The organism is Streptomyces viridochromogenes DSM 40736, from assembly GCF_000158955.1.
Classification (GTDB): Bacteria; Actinomycetota; Actinomycetes; order Streptomycetales; family Streptomycetaceae; genus Streptomyces; species Streptomyces venetus.
Window position 1 is genome coordinate 5,931,367 of sequence record NZ_GG657757.1, and the last position, 15,032, is coordinate 5,946,398.

Annotated in this window: 9 protein-coding genes and 1 pseudogene; 4 read left to right on the top strand and 6 right to left on the bottom strand. The window is 70.9% G+C overall.

Annotated elements, in window-relative coordinates:
• Complete coding sequence (locus tag SSQG_RS26290) at positions 1-975, bottom strand: DUF4097 family beta strand repeat-containing protein (protein ID WP_039935438.1); 975 nt, start codon at positions 973-975, stop codon at positions 1-3.
• Between the two features lie 232 nt (positions 976-1,207).
• Entirely contained in the window at positions 1,208-1,387 is a 180-nt protein-coding gene (locus SSQG_RS26295; protein ID WP_003992906.1) for a DUF6104 family protein, read from the bottom strand.
• A 190-nt stretch (positions 1,388-1,577) separates the two neighbouring features.
• Here SSQG_RS26295 and SSQG_RS26300 point away from each other — a divergent pair, with 190 nt between their 5' ends.
• From SSQG_RS26300 to SSQG_RS26315, 4 genes are read left to right on the top strand one after another with little or no spacing between them, the layout of a single operon-like run.
• The gene (locus tag SSQG_RS26300) at positions 1,578-1,982 is read left to right on the top strand and encodes a CU044_2847 family protein (protein ID WP_158681107.1); all 405 of its coding nucleotides are present in this window, start codon (positions 1,578-1,580) and stop codon (positions 1,980-1,982) included.
• Between the two features lie 16 nt (positions 1,983-1,998).
• Positions 1,999-4,143: a trypsin-like peptidase domain-containing protein gene (locus SSQG_RS26305; RefSeq protein ID WP_003992908.1), complete on the top strand. Its 2,145-nt coding sequence runs from the start codon at positions 1,999-2,001 to the stop codon at positions 4,141-4,143.
• Positions 4,144-4,165: 22 nt separating this feature from the next.
• Entirely contained in the window at positions 4,166-5,146 is a 981-nt protein-coding gene (locus tag SSQG_RS26310) for an AAA family ATPase (protein WP_003992909.1), read from the top strand.
• A gap of 5 nt (positions 5,147-5,151) precedes the next feature.
• Entirely contained in the window at positions 5,152-8,145 is a 2,994-nt protein-coding gene (locus SSQG_RS26315; RefSeq protein ID WP_052310350.1) for an SAV_2336 N-terminal domain-related protein, read from the top strand.
• Positions 8,146-8,226: 81 nt separating this feature from the next.
• Here SSQG_RS26315 and SSQG_RS26320 read toward each other — a convergent pair.
• From SSQG_RS26320 to SSQG_RS26340, 4 genes and pseudogenes are all read right to left on the bottom strand, one after another.
• Positions 8,227-12,055: pseudogene (locus tag SSQG_RS26320) on the bottom strand (multifunctional oxoglutarate decarboxylase/oxoglutarate dehydrogenase thiamine pyrophosphate-binding subunit/dihydrolipoyllysine-residue succinyltransferase subunit).
• Positions 12,056-12,336: 281 nt separating this feature from the next.
• Positions 12,337-13,449 carry a sensor histidine kinase gene (locus SSQG_RS26330; protein WP_003992912.1) on the bottom strand — a complete coding sequence of 371 codons (1,113 nt, stop codon included), beginning with the start codon at positions 13,447-13,449 and terminating at the stop codon, positions 12,337-12,339.
• Positions 13,446-14,186: a response regulator transcription factor gene (locus SSQG_RS26335; RefSeq protein WP_003992913.1), complete on the bottom strand. Its 741-nt coding sequence runs from the start codon at positions 14,184-14,186 to the stop codon at positions 13,446-13,448. The genes SSQG_RS26330 and SSQG_RS26335 overlap by 4 nt, the downstream gene beginning before the upstream one ends.
• A 133-nt stretch (positions 14,187-14,319) precedes the next feature.
• Complete coding sequence (locus tag SSQG_RS26340) at positions 14,320-14,997, bottom strand: hypothetical protein (protein WP_003992914.1); 678 nt, start codon at positions 14,995-14,997, stop codon at positions 14,320-14,322.
• Positions 14,998-15,032 lie beyond the last annotated feature (35 nt).

Sequence of the window (15,032 nt, forward strand, 5' to 3'; positions counted from 1 at the left end):
TCAGAGCACCTTCTTGTCGGTCGTGCCGTCGGCCGGGACGCTGGTGGCGCCGGCGCCCCGGTCGGAGACGGAATTGTCTCCCGAGCCGGCCTGCGGGTGGTCGGTCGGGTCGGCCGGTGAGCCGCCGGTGCCGGGCCGCGGGTCCTTTCTCGGCGCCTCGCCCTCGTCCTCCCCGGCGGGGCGGCGCAGCAGGGCGATGGAGCCGGAGACGGTGGTGGCCCGCAGTGTGCCGTTGCCCGCGCCGAGGCGGCCCGTGATCTTGTGGGCGCCCCACTGTCCGTGCACCCGCAGATCGTCGAAGGCGTTGGTCACGGCGCCGCTCGCCGTGTTGGCCTCGACCTCCGCGTCGGCCGGATACGGCAGCCGGATGGCGATCTCGCCGGAGACGCTGGTCAGCCGCACATCCGTGGGGCCCTCCGGGTCGAGGTCGACGATCATGGAGCCGCTGACCGACTCGGCCCGTACGGAGGAGCCGGAACCCTCGACTACCGTGAGGTCGCCGGAGACGGAGTTGAACCGCAGGTCGCCCGTCACGTCCTGGGCCTCGACACTCCCCGAGACCGTGTCGGCGCGGACCGGGCCGGACAGCCCCACGAGGGTCGTGTCCCCGGTGACTCCCTTGACGACCGAGGGGCCCTCGATCCCGGAGATCACCGCGGCCGCGCCGACCACACCGACCTCGACCCGCGTACTCGCCGGGACCGCCAGGGAGACCACCGCGCTGCGGCGCCAGCCCTTGCGGTCCAGCCACTTGAGGAAGCCCTTCCAGGGCAGGTCCTCGTAGGCCACCGTCAGGATCCCGTCCTGCTGGGTCACCACCAGTGGTGGCCCCTCGAGCTCGGAGACCTCGAGGCGGGCGGAACCCTCGTCCGTGCCCTCCACGTTCACCGTTCCGTTGACCAGGCGCACGTGAAGGTCGCTCACCGGCTCGTCGAAGGTGAGTTTCCTCGGCTCCGTGACGGACCACTCGGACATGATGCAGACCTCCCCGATGCGACGCGCCATATCGCGTCTCCCTCCAATCACGATATATCGTGGTCGGGGAAAGTCAAGACATCCGGTGTGAGGGTGAAGGGGGGCATATAAGTGCGCGAAGGTGAACAAATCGCCCTCGTGTTGCGACGCCGACCACGCGGGTTTCGCGCTCGCGTCCGGTTTCGTCCAGCCCGCGGTTCCCGGGCGGCCCGCGGTTCCCGGGTCGGGACTCCTACTCGTCGTCCTCGTCGTCCAGCCGCGCCAGCCATGTGGCCAGGCGCTCCACCGGCACCTCGAAGTCGGGGTTGAGGTCGACGAACGTCCGCAGCTGCTCGGCGAGCCACTCGAAGGTGACCTCCTCCTCGCCGCGCCGTTTCTCCAGCTCCTCGATGCCGCGGTCGGTGAAGTACACGGGTGCTCCGCAAAGAAATGGGCGGTAACGAACAGACCCAGGCTATCCCGCCCGGCGGGGCCCGAGATCCTGGACGTCGGTGTGCGCAAAAGCCCGCGCCGGGAGCGCGGACCGTCGGATAATCGGGACACTGCGAACGGGGGCCGGTGCGCCGATGCGCGCAAGCCCGGACGAGGGGGGGCGCGTGCGCATGGCGGACACGACGCAGATCGAGCTGCCGGACGGCACGATCGTCGAGGCGAGAGTCTCCGATGCCGAACGGCTGCGGCAGGCGGCGGGCGACTACACGGACACAGGGCACATGGAGGCGTTCGCAGCACGCGTGGAAGGCCTCACCGATCTCGTCCGAGGTGTCGCGACCACCATGCGTCAGGCGACGGCGGCAGCGGCGCCGGACGAGGTCAGCGTCGCGTTCGGCGTGGAACTGGCGGCGAAGGCCGGACGCGTGGTGAGCGTCCTCGCCGACGGAGAGGCCAAGGCATCGGTGACGGTGACGCTCACCTGGCGTGGCGGCCAGGGCGGCGCCCACCCGGACAGCGGTGCCACGGCCGGGGCCGTCGCCCCGGTACCGCCGGTGGTGAACACGATCGCCTGATCGCGGCGTCCACGTCATGTCCGGAGGCGAAGACAGACTGAAGGGGCTGCTGTACGACGCCACGGTCTGGATCGGCGGTCCGGGCGGCGGCGGGCGGCCGGCCCCCGACCTGTGGGGAAGCGGCTTCTTCATCGCCCCCGGCCGCATCCTGACCTGTGCTCATGTCCTGGCCGAAGCACCGCCCGGTGTGTGGCGGGGGGAGCCGAAGATCAGCGTCGTGTACCCGGTCCGGCCCGAGGAGAATGGCGGCAGGCGGGAGGCTACGGTCACCGCGCGGCTGTTGTACTGCCTGCCCGAGCACGACCCCGCAGGGCGGTTCGATCGGGGCTCCTGGCCGTTACCCGACCTGGCGGTGATCGGTCTGGACGAGGAGGTCGAGCATCCCTGTGTGTGGCTCTCCGACCTGTCCACGCCCCCCGGCGGGGCGAGCGGAAGACTCGAGTACCGCGGCTTCCGGATCGACGGCGGAAAAGTGCGCGCCCGGAGCGGAGCGTGCGCCGTCGAGGGGACCGACGAGCCGTACGGGGTACGGCTCGGCATCGAAGGCGGCGAGATCAAGGCCGGCCTCTCGGGCGGTCCGGTGGCCGACCTCGGGCGTGGTGCCGTCGTGGCCGTCGTCAAGGCGCGGAGCAACAACAGCGACGGCGGCACCAGTGTCCAGATCACCGCGTTGCGCGAGCTGCGGTCGCCGGGCCGGGCCGGTCAGCCGTACCAGGAGCTGATCCGGTCCCACGACCGGTGGCACTGGGCCGTGCACCAGCGGGACCGGGACGTCGCCCGCACCTGGACCGGCGAGCAGTCCAAGCTCCCCAACTCGAGCAGCGACTGGCGTCCCGAAGACCGGGTCGAGGCACTGGGCCTGCTGGCCGAACTCCCGGACGCGCCCGACAGCGGCACGGTGCTGAGCCTGGTCGAGAAGGCGTGCCCGGGCCAGTTCGAACTGCGCATGCCCCCGCCGGTCAGCTGGCGGGACGGGGCCGGGCTGCTGTACGACCCGGTACGCAAGAGCGAGACGGAAGCCGTCCTCGGCTACCTCCTGCGCGTCGCGGGCAGCGTGCACGAACTCGCCCCGACGGCCGCGCTGACCCTCCAGGACTGGGCACTGGAACGCGCCGGTTCGCTCCCGGAGCACGTGCGGTCGGAGATCGGCCGCCTGGCCGTCGTACGCGAACGCGTCGGTGTCGCCGCGGGCCGCGGAGGTGCCGAGCGACGCGCCGAACCGGAAACGCCGGTTGAAGGACACACCGCGGCACCTGACCCGAACCCACCCTCGGGCGAGGGTACGTCCGCCCTCCGTGACGAACCCGTTCCCGAAACCGGGGCCGGACCATGGACCGGCCGAGCCGACGCGGACCCGGCAGCGCCTCCCGCCACCGAGGCGGCCGTCGTCGTGCTGGAACTCCGCGACGACTGGTGGCTGGAGAACCACTACCACTGGACCGTTCGGCTGGTCGGACCCACCGGCGACGCGGAACTCGTCGACGCCGGCGAGGACCTCGCCGTGACCGATCTCGTCGATCCGCCGCAGAGCCTCCTCGACGGCCTGAGCCGGTCCTTCCTGCGGGCGGACGTGGGGGACTACGCCGCCCCGCTCGAAGTGCTGGTGCCACGGAAACTGTTCGACCTGCCCTTCGACGCATGGCGCGTGAACGGTCCCACGACGCACGAGAGCGGTCCCCTGGGACTCGTGCGCCCGGTCAGCATCGTCGACCAGTGGCCACACGGCCCGGACCCCTCCGAAGTGCCGCGAGCCACCCGCGGGACCCTGCGGCCGCTCACCGCCGACCCGTCCGCGCGCATGGTGCAACTGCTGGACGCCCACAAGGCGTCGCCCGCCCCGGACGTGGTGCTCTTCCACTGCGGCCCCGTCCACGGCGGCCCGGCCGGCACAGCCCTCAGCCACGCACTGGACGCCGGCTTCACCACCCTTGTCTGGTACCGCGCCCACGCCACACCTCAGGAGCGCGAGCAGGTGACCGAGGAAGTGCGCCGGATGATCGACCGGCTCCGCACCCCGGCGGAGGTCGCCGCGGCCGTGATGGCCCTGCGCGCGGATCACGCCGCCGGCAGCACACCGCACGACTGGGCCCGGCACTTGGCAGTACTCCACCACGAACCCGGCCGCCGGCCGGCTACGGCAGACCTCCTGGACACACCGTGAGACTGGCGAGGAGCGACCCGCAGTGAGCGATTGGCTGATCTACAGGGGTGCGGGCGAACCGCACGACGGAATCGACCAGCTGCCGACCCCGCCGCCGTGGCGGGGCTTCGACGGCGGACCCGTGCTGCCTCCGCCGATGGACCTCGACACCGCCTCCGTGCGGCGCCTCGGACAGGGCCGTTCCGCGGCCTCCTACGAACCGCTCGGAGAGGACCTGGAGCTCATCAACGCCGCCCTCTACCTCAGGCGGCCCCTGCTCGTCACCGGCGCTCCGGGCACAGGCAAGAGCACCATCCCCCACTCCGTCGCCCACGAACTGCGTCTCGGCCACGTGCTCACCTGGCCCGTCGTCAGCCGCTCCACCCTGGGGGAAGGCCTCTACTCGTACGACGCCATCGGCCGTCTTCAGGACGCCCAGCTGGGGCACTCCACCGACGACATCGGCCGGTACATCCGGCTCGGCCCCCTCGGTACGGCACTGCTGCCCTGGTCACGGCCGCGCGTGCTGCTCATCGACGAGATCGACAAGAGCGACATCGACCTGCCGAACGACCTGCTGAACGTCCTGGAGGAAGGCGAGTTCACGATCCCCGAACTGGAACGGGTGGCCGACCGCAGTCCGGAGGCCTTCGTCTTCACCCATGAGGGGGAACGCGTGCCGGTGACCCGGGGCCGGGTGCGCTGCCGGGCCTTCCCGTTCGTCGTTCTGACCAGCAACGGCGAACGGGACTTTCCCGCACCTCTGCTGCGCCGCTGCCTGCATCTCTTCCTGCCACAACCGGATCACGAACGGCTCGCCGCCGTGGTCCGGGCCCACCTGGGCGAGGAGGCCGCGGCAGGCGGGGAGGAGCTCATCCAGCGGTTCCTGATGCGCTCCCTCCAGGGGCCGCTGGCCGTCGACCAGCTCCTCAACGCCCTGTACCTCTCCGTGTACTCGGGAGACGCCGAAACCCGGGGCCGGCTCGCTGAGCTACTGATGAGGCCGCTGGACCAGCGGGGGTGACACGGATGACGGAGCCGTCCCTGGCCGAACTCATCGCCCTTCTCCGGCAGGGCGGCCTGCGGACGGACGATGCGCAGTCCCTCGCCGACGCGGTCTGGCTCGCACGACAGATGGGGCCTTCCACCCGCACCGCCTCGCCGGAGGGCCGGCCGGCCGGGGACACCGGACTCCGGCCGGCCGCACCCGCAGGGCGCCGGTCGGCCGAACCGGCCGACCCCGAAGGGCTGCCCCCGGGTCTTCGGCTGCCCTTGCCGGCGGTGGATCCGCCCCGCCATGTACCGCCCACCGCGGTACCGGCACCCAGCTCTCTGCCAGGGCTCCTCACCCTCCAGCGGGCACTGCGCCAGCTGCAACGGCACCGAGGAGGCGCCCCCAGCCGTTTTGTCCTGGACGAGAGGGCCACGGCCGAGCGGAGCGCGCGCACCGGCCTGACCGTGCCGGTGCTCACACCTGTGACCCGCCGCACCATGTCCCTGCACCTGCTCGTCGACTCCTCCTCGTCCATGGTGGTGTGGGAGCAGGTGGCCGAACAGATGCTCCAGGTCCTGGGCCGGATCGGCGTCTTCCGCGACGTACGGCTGCACCGGCTGCACGAGTCGCCGGACGGCAGGCCGGTCCTGGCGTCGGGTCGTTCGGGGGACCGCCCGCGCCCGGCCGAGGACATCGTGGATCCGACCGGGCGTCAGTTCACGCTGGTGATCACCGACGGGGCCGGACCTCTGTGGCGCAGCGGCGCCGCGCAACGCCTTCTTCACCGCCTCGCCGCGCAGTCCGCACCCGTCGCCGTCCTCCAGCCCCTGCCGCAGCGGCTCTGGCCGCGCACCGCCCTGGCACCCCGACCGGGCGAACTACGCAGGCTCGGTCCGGAAGGAGGCCGCTGTGACTTCGTCCCCGAGGGCTCCTCCGGCGCGGCGAGAGAGGACGGCCTGCCCGTCCCCGTCCTGCCCCTCTCCCCGCAGGCGCTGGAGCGCTGGGCGAGGTGGGTGAGCGGGGCCGGGCCCCGCGAGGTCCGAGGCGCGGCGGCCCTGGTCCTGCCGGACCATCAGGCGGCGGAGCACGGGCCCGAGCGGTTCCCGACAGCTCAGGACCGGGTCACCAGATTCCGCTCCGACGCCTCACCGACGGCCCAGCGACTGGCCGCCTACCTGGCGGCGGCACCCCTCGCGCTGCCCGTCATGCTGGGTGTCCAGCACATGATGTTCCGGTCCGCGACCGGGCCGTCCCCACTGGCGGAGGTGCTGCTCGGAGGCCTGCTCTCGCACGCCAACCCGGCGGGAACGGAGGGCGAGACGTGGTACGACTTCGCCCCGGGCGTCAGGGAACTGCTGCTGGAGAGGCTCGCCAAGGACGAAGCCGTGCTGGTCCTGAAGTTCTGTTCGGCGTACGTGGAGCGGCACTTCGAGGGTGATCCGCCCAACTTCACGGCGATGGCGGCCGCTCAGCTGTCCGGGACCGACGCGCCGCCTCTGGCCGACTTCCGGCCGTCCGCCCCAGGGCCGACGGCCGGAGTTCCGGCCCCGTTCGCGGCAGTCGCGGCCGAAGTGGTGCGGCGGTTCACGACCGACCGCCGCAGGGCGGTTCCGGTGCCCGACGAGCAGCTCGCGGCGGCACGCGAGCTGCTCGCACGGTACGCACGCGAACAGGACGGGCGCGCCCTGTGGACGGCGATCCAGAAGCTGCGCGTGATCGTGACGGGGCCGCCGGGTCCGCTCGTGAGCGAGGCGAACCTAGAACTCGCCGAAGCCCTGCTCGCCCTGCACCGGTGGAATCCCGACCCCGCGCTGCTGGACGAGGCCGATGAGGCCGTTGACAGGACCCTGGGGCCGCCGGCGCCGGCCGGATCGACCGTGGGCAGGGCCCGGCTCGTGCGGGGAAGGCTGCGCATGACGCAGGCGCGGGACCGGAGAGAGGCGGGAGATCTCCGCAGGGCCGAAGACCTCCTGGACTCCGCGAGCGTCGAGCTGGACGGTGCCACACGCTTGGCGGACGAGGACACCCTGTTGGGCGCGGTGCTCGAACGGGCCCGGGCACTCGAACAACTGGCCGAGATCCGAGACTCCGCCTTGCTGCTGCGCGAGGCCGCGGGCAGTCTGCGGACGTTGGCCAGGGTGCAGCCCCTCTGGGCTCGGCGCTCCGCCGACGTTCCCCTGCAACTGGGCCGGGTCCTGCTGACGATCGCCCGCACCACCACGGACGGGAAGGAGGCCCGGGAGTTCGCCGTCGAGGCGGTGGAGGAACTCGCCGCCGCACGCGAACTGCTCGGCGCGGAGCCCGACGGGCCCAGCCGGACGGCAGGTCTGCTGCTCGACCTGGCGGAGGCTCAGGAGCGAGCCGGCGAGGACGAGGAGGCGGTACTCCTGACCCTTGGAGAAGCGGAGCACGCCCTGGAGTTCGCGGCGGGCCCGCGCGCCTGCCTGGCCCTGCGGATCGCCCGTATGTACCGTGCGCTGTCCGCCCGGCGACCGGCGGCGTACTCCTTTGCCTGTGACGTCCTCGCCCGGGCAGCTTCGCACGCGCCCGCGGAGGACCCGGCGCTCGCTCCCCTCCTGGCGGAACGGGGCGAGATGCTCCTCGACTCGGCTGATACCGAAGAGCACGTGACCGCGGCTGTCGACGTGCTCAGAGGCGCGGTACGGGCGACGCCCGAGGACCGCCCGGAGTGGGCGCCCCGACTGATTCTGCTCGGCCGCGCCCTGCACGCGCGCTTTCGCCGGGCGAGAGACCGTACGGACCTGCTCGAGGCCGACCGGCACCTCAGCCGGGCCGTCTCGGCGGCGTACGACCGGGGCGTGGCAGCCCGTGGCTGGTACGAACGCGGTCGCGTACAGATCGAACTGGGGCGGCTCGGCGAATACACCGGTCGGCGGGCCGACCATCTGCACCAGGCGGCCGGCCATCTGCGCCGCGCCGCACGGGAGGCCCGGGAGGCGGGTGACGAGCTGTTCGCGGCGGAGGCCCGGCACGCCTACGACGAGCTGAGCCGGCGGTTGAGGTCCTAGTCGCGCCCACGACCGGGGCCCCGCCCCGAACCATGAGGTTCGGGACGGGGCCCTCGGGAGCGAACGGTGGTCAGCGGCGGTTCACGCCTCGAACACCTCACGCACCAACTGCTCCTGCTCGGCCTGGTGCCGCTTCGCGGAACCCACCGCCGGGGACGAGGAGTGCGGACGCGAGATGCGGCGCAGGCGCTCGCCGTGCGGGACGTCCGCGCCGACCGCCAGGTCCAGGTGGTCGATCAGGTTGAGCGCGATGAACGGCCAGGCACCCTGGTTCGCCGGCTCCTCCTGGGCCCACAGGTACTTCTCGGCGTTCGGGTACTTCTTGATCTCCGCCTGGAGCTCGGCACCCGGCAGCGGGTACAGGCGCTCGATGCGGATGATCGCCGTGTCCGTGACGCCGCGCTTCTGACGCTCGGCCTCCAGGTCGTAGTAGACCTTGCCGGCGCAGAAGACGACCTTCTTGACCGCGGCCGGGTCGACCGAGGCGTCGCCGATGACCGGCTGGAACTGGCCCGTCGTGAACTCCTCCGCCTTCGCCGCGGCCGCCTTCAGGCGCAGCATCGACTTCGGCGTGAAGACCACCAGCGGCTTGTGGTGCGGGTTGTGCACCTGCCACCGCAGGAGGTGGAAGTAGTTCGACGGCGACGTCGGTGTGGCGACCGTCATGTTGTTCTGGGCGCACATCTGGAGGAAGCGCTCGGGGCGGGCCGAGGAGTGGTCCGGGCCCTGGCCCTCGTAGCCGTGCGGCAGGAGCAGGACGACGCCGGACGTCTGGGCCCACTTCTGCTCGGCCGACGAGATGAACTCGTCCACGACCGTCTGTGCGCCGTTGACGAAGTCGCCGAACTGCGCCTCCCACATCACGAGCGCCTCGGGGCGGGCCAGCGAGTAGCCGTACTCGAAGCCCATCGCCGCGTACTCGGAGAGGAGGGAGTTGTAGACGTTCAGCCGCGCCTGGTCCTCGGAGAGGTACTGCAGCGGCGTGTACTCGTCGCCCGTGGTGCGGTCGATGATGACCGCGTGGCGCTGGCCGAACGTACCGCGCTGCGAGTCCTGGCCCGCGAGGCGGACCGGGACGCCCTCCAGCAGGAGGGAGCCGATGGCGAGGGTCTCGCCCATGCCCCAGTCGATGGTGCCGTCCTCGACCATCGCCGCCCGGCGCTGCAGCTGCGGCAGCAGACGCGGGTGGACGGTGATGTGGTCGGGGATGTTGACCTGCGACTCGGCGATCCGCTTGATGACCTCCGAGGTCACCGCGGTGTTCACGGCGACCGGGAACTCGGCCTGCGGGTCGGTGGGCTCCGCGGCGGCCGGCTGCGAGGTGGCCTCGCGGACCTCCGTGAAGACCTTCTCCAGCTGGCCCTGGTAGTCCTGCAGCGCCTGCTCGGCCTCTTCCAGGGTGATGTCGCCGCGACCGATGAGGGACTCGGTGTAGAGCTTGCGCACCGAGCGCTTCTTGTCGATCAGGTCGTACATCAGCGGCTGGGTGAAGGCCGGGTTGTCCGACTCGTTGTGACCGCGGCGGCGGTAGCAGATGAGGTCGATCACCACGTCCTTGTTGAACGCCTGGCGGAACTCGAAGGCCAGGCGCGCGACGCGGACGACCGCCTCGGGGTCGTCGCCGTTCACGTGGAAGATCGGGGCCTCGATCATGCGGGCCACGTCCGTGGCGTACATCGAGGAGCGCGACGACTCGGGAGCCGCCGTGAAGCCGACCTGGTTGTTGATGACGATGTGGACCGTGCCGCCGGTGCGGTAGCCACGCAGCTGCGACATGTTCAGGGTCTCGGCCACCACGCCCTGGCCCGCGAAGGCCGCGTCGCCGTGGATCGCCACCGGCAGGACCGTGAAGTCCGTGCCGCCCTTGTTGATGATGTCCTGCTTGGCGCGCGAGACGCCCTCCAGGACCGGGTCCACCGCCTCCAGGTGCGAGGGGTTGGCGGTGAGCGAGACCTTGATCTGCTCGCCGTCCAGGCCCGTGAAGGTGCCCTCGGCGCCCAGGTGGTACTTCACGTCGCCGGAGCCGTGCATCGACTTCGGGTCGAGGTTGCCCTCGAACTCGCGGAAGATCTGCGCGTACGACTTGCCGACGATGTTGGCGAGGACGTTCAGGCGGCCGCGGTGGGCCATGCCGATGACGACCTCGTCCAGGCGGGACTCGGCGGCCGAGTCCAGCACCGCGTCGAGCAGCGGGATGACGGACTCGCCGCCCTCCAGGCTGAAGCGCTTCTGGCCGACGTACTTGGTCTGCAGGAAGGTCTCGAAGGCCTCCGCCGCGTTCAGCCGGCGCAGGATGCGCAGCTGCTCCTCGCGCTCCGGCTTGGTGTGCGGGCGCTCGATGCGGTCCTGGATCCACTTGCGCTGCTTGGGGTCCTGGATGTGCATGAACTCGATGCCGGTGGTGCGGCAGTACGAGTCGCGCAGCACGCCGAGGATGTCGCGCAGCTTCATCAGGGACTTGCCCGAGAAGCCGCCGACGGCGAACTCGCGCTCCAGGTCCCACAGGGTGAGGCCGTGCTCGGTGATGTCCAGGTCGGGGTGCTTGCGCTGCTGGTACTCCAGCGGGTCGGTGTCGGCCATGACGTGGCCGCGGACCCGGTAGGAGTGGATCAGCTCGAAGACCCGGGCGGCCTTCGTGACGTCGTCGTCGTGGCTGGCGTCGATGTCCTTGAGCCAGCGGACCGGCTCGTAGGGGATGCGCAGCGCCTCGAAGATCTCGTCGTAGAAGTTGTTCTCGCCGAGCAGGAGGTTCGCGACCTGGCGCAGGAACTCGCCGGAGGCGGCGCCCTGGATCACCCGGTGGTCGTAGGTCGACGTGAGCGTCATGACCTTGGAGATGCCGAGCTTGTTCAGGGTGTCCTGGGAGGTGCCCTGGAACTCCGCGGGGTAGTCCATGGAGCCGACGCCCATGATCACGGACTGGCCGGGCATCAGGCGGGGCACGGAATGGACCGTGCCGAGACCGCCCGGGTTGGTCAGGGAGACCGTGACACCGGAGAAGTCGTCCATCGTCAGCTTGCCGTCGCGGGCGCGGCGGACGATGTCCTCGTAGGCCTGCCAGAACTCGAAGAAGTTCAGCGTCTCGGCCTTCTTGATCGCCGCGACGACCAGCTGGCGGTCGCCGTTCGGCTTGACCAGGTCGATGGCGAGACCGAGGTTGACGTGGTCCGGCTTGACCAGGGTCGGCTTGCCGTCCACCTTCGCGAACGAGTAGTTCATCGCCGGCATCGCCTTGATGGCCTGGACCATCGCGTAGCCGATGAGGTGCGTGAAGGAGATCTTCCCGCCGCGCGCCCGCTTGAGGTGGTTGTTGATGACGATGCGGTTGTCGAACAGCAGCTTCACCGGGACCGCGCGCACGGACGTGGCCGTGGGCAGCTCCAGGGAGGCGTCCATGTTCTTCGCTACCGCGGCGGCGGGGCCGCGCAGCACGACCTGCTCGGGGCCCGCGGGGGCCTCACCGGCGGGTTCGGCCTTCTATGGCGGCGGCGGCCGGCTTGGCAGCGGCCGGCTTGGCGGCCGGGGCTGCCTTCGCCGGGGCGGCGGCCTGGGCCGGGGCCTGCGCGGCGGGCTTCGCCTGGGCGGGAGCCGGCGCGGCGGCCGCGGGCTTCGCGGCCTGGGCGGGGGCCGCAGGCTGGGCGGGAGCGGCCTGAGAGGCCGGCTGAGCGGTGGTGGTCCCCGCGGCCCCCGCGGCCGCGGTACCCGCCGGAGCCGAGGCGGCGGCCGCCCCAGGCTTGTAGTCGGCGAAGAAGTCCCACCAGGCTCGGTCTACCGAATTCGGGTCCTGGAGGTACTGCTGATAGATCTCGTCGACGAGCCACTCGTTGGCACCGAACGAGGCAGCGGGGTTCTTCCCTGCTTGGTCGGTGTCGGTCGAGATGCTCGAGTTACTGGGGGACTGTGGCGACACGGCGGCAACCGCCCTCTTCCGCTTCACAAGGTGATGGACAGCGGGAATCAAGGCTACGCCTCCCGGACCGGGAAGGTCAGGTCGGGCCCGCGCAACGTCGTGCAAGTCACATCTTGAAGCGTGTTTCGGGGCTTGAAATGGCGGGAAACAAGCGTGGTTCCGCTTGAGAAGGGATAGGCGGGGCACGGCCTCACGCGCCGATGGCGCGGGCCTGTGCCTGATCACACGTGTCCGTCAGCGCGGACGCCCGTGGATCTTGTGGCTCCGCTTCGAACTTTACGTCAACTTGGCACAGATGGAAGTCCCGGAAGAGTGACAAGAATCCGGCAACCTCGCTCGGATTCGGCCACTCCGATCCGCCCGCCGTGCAGATCCACCGCCCAGCGGGCGATGGCGAGACCGAGTCCCGTGCCACCGTCGCTGCCGGCCCCGTGCGCCCGCTTGGCGCTGCCGCGGTTGAACCGCTCGAAGACGCGGTGCCACTCGGACTTCGGAATGCCGGGCCCCTCGTCCAGGACCTCCAGCTCCAGCGACTCCGGCAGCACGCCGCGCCGCGCCTTGACCGTCACACGGCCGTGCGGCGGGCTGTGCTTGACCGCGTTGTCGATGAGGTTGGCGACGACCTGGTGGATGCGCTCCGGGTCGGCGTGCGCGGTCAACTCCGGCGGGGAGACGTCGAGGTGCAGATGGACGTCCGTACGCGTGTGACTGCCCGAGCCGGTGGCGATGCCCGCGCGCACCGAGGCGACCATGTTGGCCTCCTTCAGGACGCCGGACAGATACGGCCACACCTCGAAGCGCCGCTGTTTCAGCGGTACGACCCCGTTGTCCAGGCGTGACAGGTCCAGCAGCGTCTCCACCAGCCGGCCGAGCCGCTCGGTCTGTTTCAGGGCCGTGCGCATCGTCTCCGGGTCGGCCTGCGTGACACCGTCGACGATGTTCTCCAGCACCGCGCGCAGCCCCGCGATGGGGGTGCGCAGCTCGTGCGAGACGTTCGCCACCAGCTCCTTGCGCTGACGGTCCTGCGCCTCCAGCTCGTCGGCCATGGCGTTGATCGTCACGGCCAGGTCGCCCAGCTCGTCACGGCGGTTCTCCTGCACCCGGCGGGTGTAGTCGCCCTGCGAGATGGAACGGGCCACGGCCGTCATCTCGTCCAGCGGCGCGGTGAGCGAATGGGCCACGAACTGCGTGATGAGAAGTGTGGCGATCATCGAGAAGACCGTGATGAAGCGCAGCTCCGTCTTCGTGTGCACCGCGATCACCGACAGGCCCGTGGTGATCAGCACCGCGATGACGACCAGCGCACCCAGCTTGGTCTTGATCGAGAACGGGCTCACTCCGCCCCAGGGTTCCGGCTCCCCGGGGCCTCGCCGTGCGGCAGGCCCGCCGCTCATGGCGTCGGGGTCTCCAGGGCGTAGCCCACGCCGTGCACCGTGCGGATCCGCTCCGCGCCGATCTTCCGGCGCAGCGCCTTGATGTGGCTGTCGACCGTACGGGTGCCGGAGGCGTCCGCCCAGTCCCAGACCTCGGCGAGCAGCTGCTCGCGCGAGAGCACCGCGCGCGGGGTGTTCGCCAGGCACACCAGCAGGTCGAACTCGGTCGGCGTGAGGTGAACATCCTCACTCCGCACCCGCACCCGGCGCTGCGCGTGGTCGATCTCCAGCTCGCCGAGGCGCAGGATGCCGCTGCGCGGCGTCGCGGCGGCGAGCGCGGCCCGCTCCACGCGGCGCAGCAGCACGTGCACGCGTGCCGCCAGCTCCCGCATCGAGAACGGCTTCGTCATGTAGTCGTCGGCGCCGACCCCGAGCCCGACCAGCATGTCGGTCTCGTCGTCGCGCGCGGTGAGCATCATCACCGGCACCGGACGGGCGGCCTGCACACGGCGGCAGACCTCCAGACCGTCGAAGCCGGGCAGCATGATGTCGAGGATCAGCAGGTCGGGCTGCCAGGCCTCGGCCGTGTCGACCGCGGCCGGACCGTCACCCGCCGTTTGCACGAGGAATCCCTCGGCGCGCAGACGGGTCGCGATGGCATCCACGATCGTGGCGTCGTCCTCGACGACGAGAACCCGGCGCTGTGCGCCCGGGGTGGCCGTCGCCGAACCGTTGTGGGAGGTGTGTGTCTGCTCCATCGCCCGCCCCTGGGGTGTGCTTTCCGGAATCAGTGGGGTGATTCCTGACTGGCTGTGCCTGCGCATGGTGTGCGATTGACGCTTGAATGATCGGCGTCAGAGGAGCAGCGTACGGGGAGTCAGCACACCTTTGCTATCCAGGGCGGATGCCGAGGTGCACGACGTCCGGAACGCCCCGGGCAACCGGGATCTCTTCGGTACGCACCTGTTGGAACCCGGCATTCCGCAAGGTTTCTTCGAATTCCGGAGAGGCCTGGGCGGACCAGACGGCCAGGACCCCGCCAGGTCTCAACACCCGTGCGCAGCTTGCCAGTCCGGCTTCTCGGTAGAGATTTCCGTTGCCCTCGGTGACCGTCCAGTCGGGGCCGTTGTCGATGTCGAGGCAGAGGGCGTCGTACGTGTCGGATGTCTCATTGACGTAGGCGACGAGATCGGCTTCGACGATTCTCGTGCGGGGGTCGGCGAGGGCTCGGTCGGAGATCTCGGAGAGCGGGCCGCCGAGATGCCATTCGACGATCGCGGACTCGCGTTCCACGACCGTGATCCCTCCCCAGCGCGTGTCCGCCGCCGCGTGTGCGAGGGAGAAGCCGACGCCGAGTCCGCCGATCAGCACGTCGGGGCGGGTCCTGCCGGTCAGGGCCTCCAGGGCCGCGTCGACCAGCCGCCGCTCGGAGCGGCCGTCGGAGGTGTCCATCAGGAAGCAGCCGTTCGCGATGATCTCCAGCCGCTCACCATGCCGCCGCAGCACGACCTCGCCGTGCGGGCCCTCGCGACGGTCCAGTACGTCAGGGATGTCGTTCGAGGTGGGCATGGGGGCATCCTGGCAGGTGCGGGACGTGGGGCGCG

Coding starts and splice junctions, on each gene's coding strand:
- SSQG_RS26290 (WP_039935438.1), bottom strand. CDS start 975: ATGTCCGAGTGGTCCGTCACGGAGCCGAGGAAACTCACCTTCGACGAG.
- SSQG_RS26300 (WP_158681107.1), top strand. CDS start 1,578: ATGGCGGACACGACGCAGATCGAGCTGCCGGACGGCACGATCGTCGAG.
- SSQG_RS26305 (WP_003992908.1), top strand. CDS start 1,999: ATGTCCGGAGGCGAAGACAGACTGAAGGGGCTGCTGTACGACGCCACG.
- SSQG_RS26315 (WP_052310350.1), top strand. CDS start 5,152: ATGACGGAGCCGTCCCTGGCCGAACTCATCGCCCTTCTCCGGCAGGGC.
- SSQG_RS26330 (WP_003992912.1), bottom strand. CDS start 13,449: ATGAGCGGCGGGCCTGCCGCACGGCGAGGCCCCGGGGAGCCGGAACCC.
- SSQG_RS26335 (WP_003992913.1), bottom strand. CDS start 14,186: ATGGAGCAGACACACACCTCCCACAACGGTTCGGCGACGGCCACCCCG.
- SSQG_RS26340 (WP_003992914.1), bottom strand. CDS start 14,997: ATGCCCACCTCGAACGACATCCCTGACGTACTGGACCGTCGCGAGGGC.